Origin of the sequence: Roseibium marinum, assembly GCF_002906165.1 — a bacterium.
Lineage (GTDB): Bacteria > Pseudomonadota > Alphaproteobacteria > Rhizobiales > Stappiaceae > Roseibium > Roseibium marinum.
Genome location: NZ_PPCN01000003.1, coordinates 384,447 through 400,076 on the forward strand (window position 1 = coordinate 384,447; position 15,630 = coordinate 400,076).

At 57.9% G+C, this 15,630-nt stretch carries 16 protein-coding genes and 1 tRNA gene; 7 read left to right on the top strand and 10 right to left on the bottom strand.

Translation table 11 applies throughout. The features are described 5' to 3' along the window. The first annotated feature begins 11 nt into the window (after nucleotides 1–11). From CLV41_RS10830 to CLV41_RS10840, 3 genes are all read left to right on the top strand, one after another. Entirely contained in the window at nucleotides 12–632 is a 621-nt protein-coding gene (locus tag CLV41_RS10830) for a LysE family translocator (RefSeq protein WP_103222327.1), read from the top strand. 64 nt (nucleotides 633–696) lie between these two features. Further along, on the top strand, nucleotides 697–2,238 hold the full coding sequence (locus CLV41_RS10835) for an ArnT family glycosyltransferase (RefSeq protein ID WP_103222328.1): 1,542 nt from the start codon (nucleotides 697–699) through the stop codon (nucleotides 2,236–2,238). Nucleotides 2,239–2,295: 57 nt separating this feature from the next. Further along, nucleotides 2,296–2,760 carry a GNAT family N-acetyltransferase gene (locus CLV41_RS10840; protein ID WP_103222329.1) on the top strand — a complete coding sequence of 155 codons (465 nt, stop codon included), beginning with the start codon at nucleotides 2,296–2,298 and terminating at the stop codon, nucleotides 2,758–2,760. A gap of 43 nt (nucleotides 2,761–2,803) precedes the next feature. Here CLV41_RS10840 and CLV41_RS10845 read toward each other — a convergent pair whose 3' ends face one another. The 4 genes from CLV41_RS10845 to CLV41_RS10860 form a co-directional block, all read right to left on the bottom strand. After that, nucleotides 2,804–3,364, bottom strand: a complete 561-nt coding sequence (locus tag CLV41_RS10845; protein WP_103222330.1) for an OsmC family protein — start codon at nucleotides 3,362–3,364, stop codon at nucleotides 2,804–2,806. A gap of 14 nt (nucleotides 3,365–3,378) precedes the next feature. Beyond that, complete coding sequence (locus CLV41_RS10850) at nucleotides 3,379–4,617, bottom strand: NAD(P)-binding domain-containing protein (RefSeq protein ID WP_103222331.1); 1,239 nt, start codon at nucleotides 4,615–4,617, stop codon at nucleotides 3,379–3,381. A 30-nt stretch (nucleotides 4,618–4,647) separates the two neighbouring features. Then, complete coding sequence (locus CLV41_RS10855) at nucleotides 4,648–5,214, bottom strand: OsmC family protein (protein WP_103222332.1); 567 nt, start codon at nucleotides 5,212–5,214, stop codon at nucleotides 4,648–4,650. A gap of 377 nt (nucleotides 5,215–5,591) precedes the next feature. Beyond that, nucleotides 5,592–6,491, bottom strand: coding sequence for a class I SAM-dependent methyltransferase (locus CLV41_RS10860; protein WP_103222380.1), 900 nt, complete (start codon nucleotides 6,489–6,491; stop codon nucleotides 5,592–5,594). Between the two features lie 184 nt (nucleotides 6,492–6,675). Here CLV41_RS10860 and CLV41_RS10865 point away from each other — a divergent pair, with 184 nt between their 5' ends. After that, nucleotides 6,676–7,362, top strand: coding sequence for a winged helix-turn-helix transcriptional regulator (locus CLV41_RS10865; protein ID WP_103222333.1), 687 nt, complete (start codon nucleotides 6,676–6,678; stop codon nucleotides 7,360–7,362). 65 nt (nucleotides 7,363–7,427) lie between these two features. Here CLV41_RS10865 and CLV41_RS10870 read toward each other — a convergent pair whose 3' ends face one another. Continuing rightward, a complete protein-coding gene (locus CLV41_RS10870; protein ID WP_103222334.1) occupies nucleotides 7,428–7,901 on the bottom strand; it encodes a DUF2147 domain-containing protein in 474 nt (157 codons plus the stop codon). 553 nt (nucleotides 7,902–8,454) lie between these two features. Between CLV41_RS10870 and CLV41_RS10875 the strand changes: the two genes are divergently transcribed. Next, entirely contained in the window at nucleotides 8,455–8,694 is a 240-nt protein-coding gene (locus tag CLV41_RS10875; RefSeq protein WP_103222381.1) for a hypothetical protein, read from the top strand. A 129-nt stretch (nucleotides 8,695–8,823) separates the two neighbouring features. On the opposite strand, the gene CLV41_RS10880 is transcribed toward CLV41_RS10875, so the two are convergent. Then, on the bottom strand, nucleotides 8,824–9,543 hold the full coding sequence (locus CLV41_RS10880) for a DUF930 domain-containing protein (protein WP_103222335.1): 720 nt from the start codon (nucleotides 9,541–9,543) through the stop codon (nucleotides 8,824–8,826). A gap of 438 nt (nucleotides 9,544–9,981) precedes the next feature. On the opposite strand from CLV41_RS10880, the gene CLV41_RS10885 reads away from it, so the two are divergent. Further along, the gene (locus tag CLV41_RS10885) at nucleotides 9,982–10,692 is read left to right on the top strand and encodes a hypothetical protein (protein ID WP_146048552.1); all 711 of its coding nucleotides are present in this window, start codon (nucleotides 9,982–9,984) and stop codon (nucleotides 10,690–10,692) included. Here CLV41_RS10885 and CLV41_RS27530 read toward each other — a convergent pair. After that, a complete protein-coding gene (locus tag CLV41_RS27530; RefSeq protein ID WP_146048553.1) occupies nucleotides 10,613–11,125 on the bottom strand; it encodes a hypothetical protein in 513 nt (170 codons plus the stop codon). The genes CLV41_RS10885 and CLV41_RS27530 overlap by 80 nt on opposite strands. 664 nt (nucleotides 11,126–11,789) lie before the next feature. Continuing rightward, a complete protein-coding gene (locus CLV41_RS10895) occupies nucleotides 11,790–12,593 on the bottom strand; it encodes a DNA/RNA non-specific endonuclease (protein ID WP_103222338.1) in 804 nt (267 codons plus the stop codon). Nucleotides 12,594–13,114: 521 nt separating this feature from the next. Here CLV41_RS10895 and CLV41_RS10900 point away from each other — a divergent pair. Beyond that, nucleotides 13,115–13,204: transfer RNA gene (locus CLV41_RS10900), tRNA-Ser, on the top strand. A 164-nt stretch (nucleotides 13,205–13,368) separates the two neighbouring features. On the opposite strand, the gene CLV41_RS10905 is transcribed toward CLV41_RS10900, so the two are convergent. Together CLV41_RS10905 and CLV41_RS10910 are read right to left on the bottom strand one after the other, a co-directional pair. Continuing rightward, entirely contained in the window at nucleotides 13,369–14,640 is a 1,272-nt protein-coding gene (locus CLV41_RS10905; protein ID WP_146048554.1) for a Hint domain-containing protein, read from the bottom strand. 139 nt (nucleotides 14,641–14,779) lie between these two features. Then, nucleotides 14,780–15,319, bottom strand: a complete 540-nt coding sequence (locus CLV41_RS10910; RefSeq protein ID WP_170107162.1) for a hypothetical protein — start codon at nucleotides 15,317–15,319, stop codon at nucleotides 14,780–14,782. Nucleotides 15,320–15,630: the final 311 nt, after the last annotated feature.

Below are 15,630 nucleotides of genomic sequence, written 5' to 3' on the forward strand. Positions count from 1 at the left end.
AGGGATCTGAGATGTCCGAAGATCTGGCGAGCCTGTTTCTGGCGCTCGGGATATTCCTGGTCGGTTTCGTCAGCATCGGGCCGAACATTCTTGCCATCGTCGGTACGTCCATGGAAAGAGGCCGGCATTCGGGTATGCGGCTCGCGCTGGGCGTCGGTACCGGGTCCGGCCTCTGGGCGATCCTGACCGTTTCCGGACTGACCGCGCTGGTCAGCGCCTATGCTCAGGCGGTCACGGTCCTGAAGGTGTTCGGTGCGTTTTATCTGCTCTGGCTGGCGGTCAAGGCCTTCCGCTCGGCCGCGAGACCCGGTGAGGTTGTGACAGCCCGGTCCGCCAAGGGAAACAATCTGTTTTTACAGGGCCTGGCCATCCAGATGACCAATCCGAAAGCGGCTCTCCACTGGATCGCGATTGTCGGCATCGGACTGGGCGCGGACGCGCCTTTATGGACCGGGGCAACGCTCATCCTCTCCTGCAGCGCCCTGTCCGTTCTCGGATATATGGCTTATGCCGTGACATTTTCCACGCAGCCGGTCATCGCGTTTTACCGTCGCGGCAGACGCTGGATCGAAGCCGGACTGGGCGTGTTTTTCACCTTCGCGGCCTACAAGCTCGCGACTTACCGCAGTTGATAGCTGGGAATTTCGATCCGAATAAGCTAAACGGCAGTCAGACAAGACATCACGCCTGAGCCGAATGACAATCTCCACCGAAATGCGATCCGCCGATACGCCTTTTTATACAACGCCACTCGGCGTCTGGAGCATTGCCGCCGCGTGGGGATTGGCGCATCTGCTGTTGCGCGCGCTTTCGACACCTGTTCTCGGCACGGACGACATGTTCGAGAACGTGCTCGTGCAGACGCTCGACCCCGGCTACATGCTGCGTCAGCCGCCGCTATATGAATGGCTGCTCTGGTCGGCGCAGCGGATATTCGGACCGACGGTTCAGGCCGCGCTCGCCGTCAAATACGGGCTGATCTCGTTCGCCGCCCTGTTCCTGTTTCTGATCGCCCGCAAAGCCATCGCCGATCCGCGTCTCGCGGCGCTTTGCGCCTTCTCCTATTCGCTTTATTACCAGTTTGGCTGGAACCTGCATGAAGGCGTCACCCACACGGTGGTGCTGACCGCCGCCTGCGCGGCGAGCGCCTTTTTCTTCGTTAAGGCCCTGGAGACGGGCAGGCTGGGTTTTTACGTGCTCTTCGGTCTGACCGCCGGCGCCGGCCTGCTCGGCAAACATTCCTATCCCCTCTTCGCGCTGGCCCTTATTCTGGCCGCCTTGAGCGACGGTCAATGGCGTCCGCGGTTTCGCTTTGCAGGACTTCTGCTTGTGCCGCTGGCGGCGTCGCTCGTCTACAGCCCCTACGCGTGGTGGATCGCAAGCGAAGGTCTGACGCTGCTGTCGTCGGTTTCCCAGACCATGGGCGTCACGGCGCAAACCTCTCACATCGCAAGGGTGGGCGAGGGGCTCGGCAAACTTGGATTTGGGCTGATTGGATTTTCCGTGCCGCTGCTGCCGCTGCTGCTGCTTCTCTTCTGGCCGCGCTATCTGGGGCGCAAAAACCCGGTCGAACCGGCAGTCAACGATGTTGCCCGGCTGTGCGGGCGCACGGTCCTGTTCATGATCGCCCTGACGGCACTGCTGATCCTTGTGACCGGTGCGACTCATGTGAAGGAACGGCATATGCACCCGCTACTGCTGCTGCTGCCGGTCTTTCTGTTCGCCGATCTTGAGCGTTTCGGTTTTCACAGGCAGTGGCGCTGGCTTGGTGGCAGTGTCGCGGTCGTTGTGGCCGTCGCCTTTCTGGCCCGTGTCCCCGGGTTGGTGGCACCGGACAAGTTCTGGTGCGGCGGAAAATGCCGGCACATGAAACCCTATGCGGACCTGAAAGCGCCTCTCGGCGAACTCGGAGCCGCGAACGCGACGCTGATTGCCGACGACGGCTACACGGGCGGAAATTTGCGTGTTCTCTTCCCGGACGCCAGGATCGTCACCAAGGCAATCGCGGCCAGAACCGCGCCGCGCGACAAATGTTTCTTTGTCTGGGAAGACGGCGAGAGCGAGCCGGATGAGATCGCGGAGATCCGCTTCCCGAAGGCGGCGTTCTGGCAGACAAGCGACCCGGTTGCCGTCCGCTATCTGAGCGGTTCCTGGCCGCATCTTTGGAAGCCCGAGGGCTGGCGAACCACCTGGTGGGGGGTTGCGGAGCTGGACCCGTCCAGCCCGATATGCCGGTAGGGACAAGCGCCGGTCATTTTCAATCCAGCCTCCAGGGGCTTCAGAAGTCGGATCAGCATGTCGCAGACAATCAGGATCGAAAAAGCCCGCCCCGAACATCTTCGCGAGATCGTCGCGGTTATCAATACAGGCGCCACGAGCGTGCGCCGGGACAGGGAACATTCGGATTGGCGGGCATACCGCCCGGCCTTCGACGCCCTGTGCGCCGCGCCGGAAGCCGATATCTATGTGGCCGTGAATGAGGACGGCGAAGTGATCGGCACTTTTCAGATCCATTTCCTGAAGGGGATCGCTTTTCAGGGCCGCCCGCGGGTGGAACTGGAGAGCGTGCATGTACGCCAAGACCAGCGCGGAACCGGTATCGGCCGCCTGATGATGGACAAGGCCGAGGAGCTCGCCAGGCAGGCGGATGCGTGTCTGCTGCAGCTCACGTCCAACCGGGAACGCGAGGGCTCGCATCTCTTCTACAAACGCCTTGGTTACGACCAGAGCCATCTGGGCTACAAGAAGATGCTGGTCTGAAGGAAGGACGCGGTGACAGGCCCGTCAATCCAGACCGCGGTCTCTACGTCCCGGCTGAATCAGGCCGAACCGAAACCTTGGACACCACATGTTGCGGATCGCGCAAGGCAAGAAACCAGGGATCTATCTTCAGGACTCTTTTGACAAGGTTTTGTACCTCTTCTTCGGGGACCTGCGTATCGATGACAATGCCGATACGGGTTTCGAGAGGCGCGGCGCTGCTCGAGCCGAGTTCGAATAGAGCAGCGTCGTCGAAGTCGGTTTCCACGGTGACCTCCAGTGCATCAAACACCAGGCCCTCGCGCGCTGCCAGCATCTTGATGCCCATCGCGACACAGCCCGAAATTGCCGCCCGCGCGAAGAAACCCGGTGACGGGCCGGTGGACTCGCCGCCCATGCCCGGGCCGAAATCCATGCGCGTTTCAAACTTGCCCTGACGAACGGAACAAGCCAATCCGGCATCGATGCGCCCGGTGGTGGCGATCGTGCTGCGCGCCTTTTCGGGATCGGCCCGCATACGGGCGATCACCTTGTTTTGCGCCTTGCGGATGCGGGCGTCCTTCTCGCGGTGTGTTTCAATTGTCGCTTCGGTGGCGAAGGTCATGTTTGTCTTCCCTTTCAAGCTACTCTGAGGCCGCTGGTTCGCATGATGTGGTCGGCATGGGCGCCCGCATCAGCGCCGACGCCGTCGATCAGCGCCGATTTACGGCGGCGCATGAAGGGCAGCCCGAGCGCGTATATGCCCGGCGCAACGCGGCCTTCGTGGTGGATCAATTGCCCCTTTCCGTTGAAAACGGGCAGCCGCAGCCAACTGAAATCCGGCTCAAAACCGGTGGCCCAGACGACGGTGCGGATGCGGCCGCCGGTCAGATCACAGCTCAGCCGCGGGGAGGCCGGAACAAGTGTGGGTCCAAAACGTTCGGGGACGCCGAGATTGCCGGCTTCGTCCTGTCGCTCGGCCCATTTGTCGAACTCCGCCAGCAGGCGGTTCATCTTGAGGTCGGACAGGGCGCAGTTGTTGGCGAGCGCGCCGGAAAACAATGCAACGCCATCGCGAATGCCGGCCAGCTTGCCGGTGACTTCGACACCGGCCGCGCCAAGAGCATTGAGATCGTGGAACTGTATCCGGTGGTCGCCGATCAATTGCAGCGAGGGCACGCGGCGCGCCCTGACGATGTCGTCGACCTCACGCGTTGTCATGTCGAGAACGCCTGTCGTGTCCATCCACCACTGAATGTCGCGACCGCGATAATGACGCGGCACGCGGACATGCTGTCCGGCGGCAAGAAGCACTTCGTGACCCGCCGCGGCGATCTCTGCGGCCAGCTGTACGCCGGAGGCGGAAGCGCCGACAACCAGAACGCCGCCTTTGGGCAATTGCGCAGGATTTTTGTAGCCGAGTGGCGTGATCTGTAAAATATCTTCAGGCAGAGCGGCGGCAAAACCGGGTATCCTGGCGCGGTTGCAGGCACCGGAGGCCAGAACCACGTTGCGGCAAAGCCAATCGCCCTTGTCGGTGGCAACCCTGTAGTTCCGGTCCACGCCGGTGACCGACAGGACCGTGGTGCCCGTTTCGACCGGTGCGCGGGAAATTTCCGCATAGGCTTTCAAATGCCCCGTGATCCCGTCCATGTTCATGAACCCATCGGGATTTGGTCCGGAATAGACAAAGCCGGGAAGCCGGCTTTGCCAGTTCGGTGTGAGGAGCCTGAGACTGTCCCAGCGCTCCGAGCGCCAGGAGTTAGCCACCTCACCGCGTTCGATAACCACGTGGCGGATCGAACGGTCCGAAAGGCACCGGCTCATGGCAAGCCCTGCCTGCCCGGCACCGATGATGACTGAATGAATATGTCTCACTTCAGTTTCTCCTTTCGGACCCGCTCGCGGTCAGGCGACGCTGACGGCGACGTTTGTGGGGTTGGTCAGGATGTCGAACACCGCGGAGCGCTTCTGCGACTGGGCGACCAGAGCGTTGATGTCGTCGGCGCTCGCATCCGCATCGATTTCGAACCGCACACGAATGGCGGAGAAGCCGTTGCGGATGTCCGGGTCCATGCCGAGGATACCCTGGACGTCGATATCGCCTTCGACCACGGCGCGGACCGAACGCAGCTGAATACCGCGATGCTGGGCGACCGAAGCCACACCGCCTGTCAGGCAGCTCGCCAGAGCCGAGAGCACAATTTCGGGTGGGGTCGGTGCGCGATCGTCGGCGGCGAAAACTTCCGGGTGATCGGCTTCGATCGTGAAAGTCCGCTTGCGCTCGTGGTTCTGGCCAAGGCCGAAATAGCTGTTGATCGTGTTGCGGTTAAAGGTGCCTTCAATCCAGTCACAGGTGCTGTGGAACGTGAACTGAGCGGCTTCGGGTGTCTGTTCGAACGCGCCACGGGCGCCGATCAGGGCTTCTGTGTTGACGCCGTTGGAAACGGTGGTGCTCTGGGTCGAGATGGTCATTTTGCTGGTCCTTTGATTTGAGGTTCTTGAGTACGGTGCGACCGGATTATCCAGCCGCACCGGGTATGTGCTCATTGATGGATGAGCAGGTGAGCGGGCAGCACGTGCCACGCTGAATTCCGGCCGGGCGGGGTACTGCCCAAAGCTGGAAATTTCTGGATTGCAGGTCACAAGTTCCTTCCTGGCGAGGAAGGGGGAACCTGTTCCATTCGTTCGCGGCGACGCGGCGCGCAGTCCGCGCATCGTTCAGCGGCCAGGCCACGGCCGCCCGGATCCCGCCTGCGGCCTTTGCCAGGCTGCGGGTAACGGGACCGCCAGGAATGAGGGCAATGCAGGTCATCGTTTAAGGTTCTTTGACTGAATGGCAGTGGCTGGGATTAGATTGCCGGGTTCCGGGCGGTGATGAGCCAGGACGAACTGTCCATCCAGAGCCCGCCTTCGCGTGCCTCGACTTCGCGGAAGAGTTCGCTTAGAGCCGCCACGATTTCCGGGCGTCTTTGTTCGGCCAACGCTCCGGCTTCCCGGAAGGTCTCGCCAGCAGGTCCGATGGCCAGCTGGAAGTTGACGGCGTCCTCGATGTCGCGGCCGACAAGAACCTTGGCGTCGACGCGCTTGAAGGCGATGTCGGTGAAACCCGCGATTTCCATCCGGGTCCGCGTCGTCTCCTCATCCGCCATGGAAAAGGGGCCGGGGCCGCAGGTCAGGGCGTCCGCGCCGGGCGCCGGCAGGAACTGGCGCACAATGTCGCGGGCCGCGATGAGCCAGGGATTGTCAGCGCGCTGGCGCCAGACGATATGTGCCAGTTCACCACCGGGCTTGAGGCAGACACGCATGGCGCGCAGTCCCGCAACCGGGTTGGAGAAGAACATGGTACCGAAACGGGCGAACACGAAATCGAAGAGGCCTTCGTCCATGCCCTGCTCGATGTCGCCTTCGGCGAAACGAACATTGTGAATGCGATGCTGTTCGGCGAGGTCGCGACCGAAATCGAGGAAAGCGTTGCAGCAGTCGATTCCGACGACTTCACCCGACGGTCCGGTGCGTCCGGCCAGATAGGCTGCGGTGTCGCCGAACCCGCAGCCCACGTCCAGGATGCGGCTGCCGCTTTCAATATCGAGTTGCGGCAGGACCGCCTCGCTGTGGCGGGACAAACCGCCCACGAGGACATGCCGGTAGCGAATGAACTTCGGGGCCAGAATCTGGTTCCAGAAGTCGACCAGCGGGCTCGGCTGGTCAACCGGAGACGCCAGCAAATTTGTGTTCATGGAAATGGTCATTTTGGTTTCCACCTGGTTTTGGATCTGGCGGGAGGGTTGATCCATCCGCCGTTGTGGAAACCAATACGGGAATGCCAGGGCGCAAAATACTTCACGTCCGATAGCAAACCGCTACAAAAAGCAGAGTAACGTGCTACATTATGTGAAGTTAGCGGCTGATTTCAGTGCTGCGAGAGAGGCGTGGATGAATTATAATCAATTTTGTCCGATCGCTAAGGCGAGTGAAATTTTAGGCGAACGCTGGACGATCCTGATCCTGCGGGAATTGCTGATGGGCGCGCGGCGCTTTAATGTCCTGCAAAGAGGGCTGGGTGATATTTCTCCAGCGCTCCTGACCAAAAGGCTGCAGGCTCTTGAAGAGCAGAACATGTTGATCCGCCGCAAAATCCAGGGTCAGAAAGGTTATGAATATTACCCAACGGAAGTCTGCGAGGCTTTGTTGCCGGTGTTGTTTGCACTGGGGGAATGGGGCATCGTCTGGGCACGCGGCACTATTCTCGATCAGGATTTCGATGTGGAATTCCTGATGCTCTATTTGGAGCGGAGCATTGATCGTGAGAAGATCAAGGGCAGCGAGACGATCATCAAGTTCAAGTTCTCGGATCTTACCGAGCAGGCGGACTGGTGGCTTATCGTCAATCCGGATCGCGCCGAAGTGTGCCTAAAGGATCCCGGCAAGGACATTGATGTGTATTTCAATTGTTCGGTGCGCACCTTGTCCGAGGTGTGGATGGGTGATCGCACCTACCGGGACGCCATAAATGCGGGCGATTTGTCTATTGAAGGCGATAGAAATCTGACCCGCACGGTTTCGCATTGGTTGCGGCCGAGCATTTTCGCGGATTCGCCGCGCGAACCCAAGCGCGCCTGATGCTCCAAGGTCTGAAAAGCCTTCGCCGCCATCGACGGTCGCGGGCCGCCGCAACATCACCCTGCTCAGTTCACCTTCCGCCAGATTTCCTTTTCGCAGACATTGAACACCACGCGGACACAGCCCTGGACTTCCAGCTCTGAGCCACCCGTCTTGCGGATGGTGGCATTTGCGCTGAAACCGCGCCGCGGATCGTAGACCCGGCCGTTCCAGCTGTTGCTTTCCGGTTTCATGCGCCAGAGCACCGTCAGCCCGAGAACCTTCCGGTTGCGTTTGGAGGTGTCCTTGTTGTTGGCGTCGCGCGTCGATTGGATCGTATGGCCCTTGGGTGGTTTGAAATCGACGATCTTTCCGCAAGGGACCTTGCCGCAATCGGCGATCCGGATCACCGCGCCTTCCGGTGTCCGCCAGGAGCCGGTTATATCCGGAGCCGCGCAGGCGGACCCGCCCGCGAAAAGCATTCCGGAAGCGATCAGGCCGGCCTGGACCAGCTTTCCGACAGGACCGGTAGGCGAAAGACAAGAAGAAAGAAAGAGCATGAAATCACCCCGGTGCTGTGCAGGTAGGAATTGCGCCACAATTTCTTACCGGCAATTGCGACGGAGCGATGGCCAAATCGCAAGGATCTGGCGGTGAGCGGCGAAATCCAGAGTTTATTGCATCCGGGTCCAGGTCTCTCCCTTGCCGATGAGCCCGCCCAGGAGGCTGCCTTGCGGTTTCAGCCCTCCGTGCCTGTCGGCGCGATGAAGCCGGCCCGGCATCGCAATTGACGGAAAGCCGGGCATTTTTGTGAGGAAACGAATCCATGGTGAACGAAACCTTGATCGCACCTGTCGATTTTTCGGATAATCGCACTGATTTATAAGGGAAAATCGAATTCACATGCTTACCGTAATGTGAATTTCAGACTTATTTAAAATTTTGTTCTCATTACGTTAAACTTACATCTTAACCAGTCATTTAAACGCAACTGATCAAGTAGTTGTCAAGAAACGACAGGGAAAGCTTCGCAAAAGCTTGCGTTTCTAGGGAAGTCTAACAGAGATTGAAAAGGGGAGCGTTATGGCTCGTTTTGAAATGCATTCGGCCGATATGGCCATCATGGGCGAAAAGCTGGTTACCGCCGACATCCTGTTCCAGATGGGTCTGGACAGCGCCTGCGGCCGTCACGGCAGCACGGACCTCGTCACCGCGCACAAATGGTTCAATATCGCGGCCTTGAAGGGCAACGGCGATGCTGCCCGTTACCGCAAGGAAATCTCCGGCGAAATGAGCCCGGGCGAGATTGCAGAAGCTCAGCGCTCCGCCCGTGAATGGCTTTCGATGCATTGAGGCCGGTAAAGGCCGCCTGCCTTACGGTTTCTAAATTGCCCTATCTGTTCTGACGCAGCGGTTGGTTCGCCCCGCCGCGTCAGGATTTCGGAAGTTTTTATTGAAGCGTTCCGCCAGTCAGTGGCCCGGTCAGTGGATAGCGGCAAGGCCAAGCTCGTCCCAGAGCGCGCGTACGATCGGCGCGCCGAGCGCATATTCGAAACCGATGATCGCCGAACCGCTGGCATCCAGCCGGCACTTATAGGCTATTTCGTACCAGATCCGATTGCTCCGCAGTGCGCCTGCCGGTGCGAACACCGCGTCGTCCTTCCGGAACGAATTGCGCCTTGCATGCGGCATGAGCCGCGTCGGGCGGAAATCGGGCAGAGCGTGGCGGACCTGTTCCATGGCTTCGAGCGCGCAAAGCTGCTCGACCCTGTCGTCCTCCGTCACCGACGTCAGCGCCTGCCGGGCCTGCGACGACCGCGGATCGCTCAACACATCGCTCGCATAATATCCGGTCGCGGTCACCCAGCCGGTTTCAGGCGTTTTTTCCTGCGGTTCGGCCGGCGCCGTTTCCGGGCTGAGAGTGCCCGGCGTGAGGGCCGCCTGTTGTTCCGGTTCCGGCAACACCGATGCCGCATTATCCGTCTCAAGCCTGCCGGAAGCCGGAGGCTCCGCCGTTGGGAAAAGGGGGGGCTGAACGACTATTTCGACGGAAATAGGCTCGGGCGCGGGGCGCACGGTCCGGTCTCGCGCTGCCTGGCCTGTCAGAACCGCGAAGAACAGGAGGTGAAGCCAGATCGCGCACATCCAGGCAAACCGGTCTGCGGTCAGATGGTTGATATTTGCACGTTCTGCAAATCCCACCGATGCCCCCTGTTTCCGGCAGTCTCCATAAGGATTCCAAGCCGAACACTGTGTCGGATTTATGGTTCGCGGGTGTCCCGGGGATGCATCTTGCGGTCCCTGCAAGCCAAGGCTGGTTGACCCCGCTTCCGGGCGCCGTCAGCTTGCGAAGGCACTTCCGGCAGCCGATTCGGGCCTTCACCGGCCAACTGCCGGTGATCTCCTCATGGTTGAAGCGCCGATCCCATTCACCTCGCCCGAGGCCACACCGGCAGGGCAGGGCAATTCAAATTTTCCCGGTTCCGCTGAGAAAATTGCAATAATTTTGTAGCCGGAATGGCGCGCGGATCGTCTTGAGCCTGATTCCGCGGGGGGCTTCGTTTGGCAAAGTTATCTTTGTCATTTCTAAACGCCCGCAATTATACCAACCTGTGACATACAGATTCGAGGGGACTTTCCTTGGGGCCGGAAGACATTGCGACATTGATAAATGCCTATTCTGCCTGTCGTTCGCGGCTTCTGGCGCTTGGTTGTTCGGTCCAGGTGCTCAATGATTTCGAGGAAGTGGAACTGCTGCTGACGAACGCCGGCAAGGATGTCACGCCGTTTTTCCAAAGCCGGTTTTTCGATTTCAACAAGCATAACGGCTTTTGTCATGTGGCTCTGGCGGACGGCAATCCGGTCTCGTTTTATTGCAGCCAGCTCTTCGACACGGGCGGCATGGACTACCTGAACTATCACCGGACTCAGCTTGCGCGGATCTATGGCAGCGAGTTCCCGGTCGACCCGTCATGGGAATGTCCACCGATGCTGAAGATCAAGGGGAAGGTGATCTATTCCGGCGATGCGTTGAACGTGCCGGGATACGCCTCGGCGCGAAAGTCCCTCGAACGCCTGGCGCTTATCTCCAGGATGAACCTCTATCTGGGCTTCGTGACCTGGCGGGGGGCGATTGCCAGTGTGGGACTGGCGCGGGCGGACAGGGTGGGCAAATCGCTGGGCGAGGTCTATGGCGCGCTGCACACATACCCTTACGCGACAAGGTGGCTCAATCTTCCGCCCGACAGGCGCCAGAATGACATGTTCCTGTTCAATTCGGCCAGAGATGTGCTCTATCTTGCAAGAATTGAAGTTCGTGAAACTGGGTTAATGTCGGAAGAGTCAGATTGACGAGCACGGGGCTGGGCGCGCCCAGCCAGAGACGGTCGATGAACCGGTAATAGCTGACCGGAATGCCCTTGAGCGCGCCGGGCGGAGTGACTTCCATCTCCACCAGCTCGCAAACGCGGTGACCCTGGGCGGCGCGGGCGAATCCGCCAGCCACGGCAGCATCGAAACGCGGATCCTGATTGCGGATCGCGGACGCGAAATCGGCGCCGAACTGGCCGGACATCACATCCTGAATGTAGCTTCCCTTGCCCACATAGCCGATTTTCGGGATATGATCACCGTCCGCGCGCGTTGATGTAAACACCACACGGTCGAACAGCGGCATGCCGGGACGCAGAACGCCGGACGTGTGTTTGAGGAACGCTTCGAGTTCCTGAATATACTGACCGGACAGGCCCTTCATGTTGGCCGGGTCGATGCGCTTGATGTGCACTTATATACCCTCCGCATCCTGCAGAAGCTTTGTTGTCAATTGAAAACGCATGCGGGTTTCTTTTCCCACTTCACGTTCGATGGCCCGCCGTCCGGCTTTCCACGCACAGGCCTCGGGCGGGGATGGGAAAAAAGTATTCAAGAGAGAGCCTTCCTCAGGATCCTGAGCGCTCTCATCCGGGCAGGCATGGTACTCTCCATCAGGAATGTCTCGTCTTTAGTCTTCAGCATGTCGTCCGGTTTGCCGCAAAGACCGGCGAACGTTCGCCCGCCGCTCCGCAATGCCGCTATGAATTCAACCACCCATCGCTAATTTACCAACAAAGTGGTTTATTATTGGTTCCATCGGTGGAACGGGTATCCGTGCGGGTCCCTCTCGCAGCAGTCTCCCGCATGCGCATAACAGCAACGCTGCGTTCTTATTCCGGCAACGCAATCAGCTCGAAGTGGTGCATGCCGTGCGTGATAAGCCTGTGAAAATTGCCGTCTTGTCGGGGGCTTGCGCGGTGGAAACTTTCCCTATCGTGAAGGAAGCCTGGAGAAAACTCTCCGGATTTTAATCAAAGGTCATACCGCGACCCTGCGGGTGGCGCCGGCATGAAAGCGCTGATGCGCCCGACATCGCCAGCGTACCGAGGTTCCGCGACAATCCTTCACGATCCGTCTCAGTCGCTCATATCCGAGGAATCGGAATAGCTGGAGCCTTCGGAATCATCGTCATTGAGGCTGTTCAGGAAATCGAAGCCGCTCATGCTGTTTCTGCGTTGAATGATTACCGGTTGAGCTCCGGGAAAGCTGGGGCTTGGGGAGAGGGGGGGACGCGTGTCCTCGGAAATGTCGGAATCGCTATCTTTCAACTCCAACTCGTCCGCGACGCGTTGGAACATCATGTCGTCAACGGAGCTGTGGGTGTTGTCGATCGTGTAGCTTTTGTGCAACCCGCCGGTATCGTTCAGACTTAAATCGACCTGAAACCTCGACGGACACAGCCAGCGCGTGTGCGATTGAGAATTCGTGTAAAACAGGGAGACGGTCATTTTCACGAGATTGTCCTGCTCTTCCTGATCTTGTGCGATCTTGTGAATCTCGACCTCCATTCGGCGCCACTCTCCATTGCGCTGGAATTGGGACCATTGAGGACAGATGTTATACGAAACATCAGGGCCGCCCAGTTCCAGGGCAATTATGTGACCCTTGTCCATGTCCACCGTTCCGGTGTTGCGGGGGCTGATCAGCTTGGCCTTCTTGGGAATGCGCTTGGTCATGCCGATCCGGTAGCTCGGAGGCTCCGGTGCCGACTTGCGACCCGAAGTGGTATCCAGAGGATAGACGTATCCGTAAACGGCCGTTTGCCGTTCATACTGACGTGATGTCCCGGGGAACAGGATTTCGCTCAAAACTGTTACCGAGCCATATTCATTTGGACGTTTGGTCCCGTCGTACAAGGTGTTGTAGGTATATACTGGCATCGCGCGGATCCTTCCAACTCGCACTCAATACCGACTTTTACGGGTGAGAGAATTGCGTGGGTAGGTATTTATATATCAACTGTCGATGGTGAGATAGCGCAATACAATCACGTTGCCTTGGTTGAATTGCCCCTGCTGCGCAACCTGGCCTGAGCAACGACGATAATCTGGCCGTCGCAGCCACGGGGAACCCGCTTTGCGAACAGGCGTTTGACCGGGAGGCCTTTTCGATGCCGGCCGATGCTCAAAGGCTACAGGAAGCCGGAAACATTCCCGAAATTCCGGAGTGAATTGATAATATTGCATTTTTGAGATCCAACAGGATCCAGAGCCAGGACAACGAGGCCTGCAGGGTGAGAAGATCGACCGCCGGATGAATTCGTCCCGCGTTTGTTGGGGCGGGCCGCAAAACTCGGCTCCCGCCACCGCGAAATGTCGACGGTTCGCTGTCCGTGGAAAAATCGGCGAACTCCAAAAAACGCCTTGAACTCCGAGGCTTTTGTTCGTAAACGGGCTTTACCGGAGAGGTGGCCGAGTGGTCGAAGGCGCTCCCCTGCTAAGGGAGTAGGCCCGGAAGGGTCTCGAGGGTTCGAATCCCTTCCTCTCCGCCATTTTCCATAAAACTGCGGTGTTACCGGGGCTGATTGCAGCCCCAGAGGTGCGTCTCCTACTGTTTTCGCCACTCTTAGAATCTTGTCCAAAAAGCATCGGGCGGATGTCGGGCGTTATCGGCTTGGCAGTTTCTGCTGCAGTACCAAGTCAATTCAAACGGGCTTCAGTGCGCTGTTCTCGCCATGCGCTTGGCCTGCTTTCTTTGCTTGGCCTCATGGGCGCGGCGCTGCTTCCGGCTCATGGTCGGCTGGTTGGCAGCCCCCCGCATGGAGACCGGAATATTAGGCGGTCGATTGTCCTCGCCACCGGGCGCTAGGAGGCCGCCGTTGATGCTCACGAACGATGGCCCGGCCTCACCCCGGTACGGTGGCGGAACCTGAGGCGCAACGGCTTCCCATTCATCCGCCTCGTAAATGTCCGCCAATGTCACCTGACTGCGTTGCAGGACGAAGTCTTCCGGCTTCGGCAAGCGGTTGGTAAAGGTCCAGATGAACGGGGTCTTGGTAAACCCGTCCGACAGGACGACATAACCGTCGTCGGTCAGAGTACCGCCTGTCCGCCGGATGATCTCCAGAACCGTTATGTCCGCACCAGTAGGGTGCATGAAGCGAGTCCCGAGCCGGATCCGTCCGCTCTTGATAACGCGAACACTGTCGGTCCCCGGAACATCCTCCGTGACGATGGTATGGACAAAGCGGTCTTCGACGGACCCAACGGCAAAATTCGTCGCGGCGCGTTTCATGGACCCGTCTTCCAGGACCAGCGCTCCATCGGACCGCAAGATATCTATCATCGGTACATGCTGGCCTTCGAACTCGCCGTCGCCGCACAGGGTGACGTGTCCGGGCGTCAACATCAGCCCGAAAACATCCAGAATGTGCTTGACCCGGTTCTCCTTGGTCTTCGAAACACGACCCGGAACCAGTTTGCCGTGTTTGTCGTATGAGGTTACAACATCGCCCGGCTTGACAAACTCAATCGGCTTTTCCGTGCCGTCCCACATGGAAATGGGAGTGCCAGCGAGGAAGCAACGTTCAATTCCAAAGTGATCATTGAAGTCCGCTGCTGACTGGAGAATCTCTTCAGGTATTAATTTCTCAAAGTCTTCGATGTTGTAACCATTGTAGTTCCCGCCTAATCTTTGAGCCAAGAAATAGTGGCTCATGATTTGCGCCTGTTGCTCAATGTTTAATGAATTGAAATCCGAAACAGAACCCAAGTCGCCATAGTCGTAATAGTCACCACCTCCACCCATGAAAGGGTTTCTTTCAAAGAACAGATTTTTGAATGGGCCTAATGCACTACTACTCTGATATTGCTGGACATGCATCATCTCATGCACGAAATGCGCTTGTAAGCCAAGATTAGTTTTTGAAAAATCTGAACTATAATTGGGGGAGTATTCGTGAAAATATATGTTTCCATTCGGCGCCATCGTTACATTCTCTGACTGAAAAGGAACGTACCTTTCATGATAATATTTACTTTATCATAGTTTATCGTATATCCATAAACTGTACTCGCAAGATCTACTTCGCCTTGTGTCAAATTTCTATAATCCACGATCACCCCCACTAACGTCTAAAGGATTTACATTTTGGTTGATCAGAAGAAACTTGTTCTTCCTCGACTTCTGAAACAAACTCTTCAAAACTCGGGATTAACTTTGCTTTTACCGCTTCATCCACGCATCGAGAGCGCTTTTCATCGTTTTCCAAGCACAGCGCGACTTTCTCTCCGGCTGGTTGCGCCAATAAATCTGACTTAAGCAGTTTAAGCAATTCAAGACCAGCTAAGTTGCTTTTGGCACTGTATCCATTTACTGCCAAAAATAGATATGTTCGCTTCCACCCCAGATCATCCTCGGGAAGCCCGGGCGGATTGAGCCCAAGTGCGACTAAGCTCTCCGCTAATAGGGTGAAGGCTTGCGCATTTTGTGCCTTTGCTTGTGGCCAGAGTATTCTCCAAGCCGCTGGACAATCTCCCGTTCTCAGAAGCGCTACCGACTTTTGGAAAGCATCACCTTGCGTTGCTCGCTCAGCGGAATATGCAAAGTTCACCAAAACACTGCCAAAAATGCCAGCAGCCAAAACAACAAGTTTGCCACCAGTCATCATTCTTTTCCCAAGTTTATGAGTACGAGTACGATACCTCTATTAGCATTTAACACTGGAAATTTCACCAGTGTTTACACTCTCAAATTTATTGAGGCCAAATAGAAATGCCGCTGTTTCGAATCGATTGCGGTGCGCATGTCAAGGCTCCCCTCGCTTTCCCCACGTCGATGCTTCACACACGGTGCGACCAGCGTATCTGGCGGGCCACGGGTCAGAGGTGGCTCGGGAAATCTGAACAGCCAGGATAAGTGGAATTTCTGCCTGACTTTGGCTTAGATGCCGGAAACAGGAGAGACCATGACGAGACG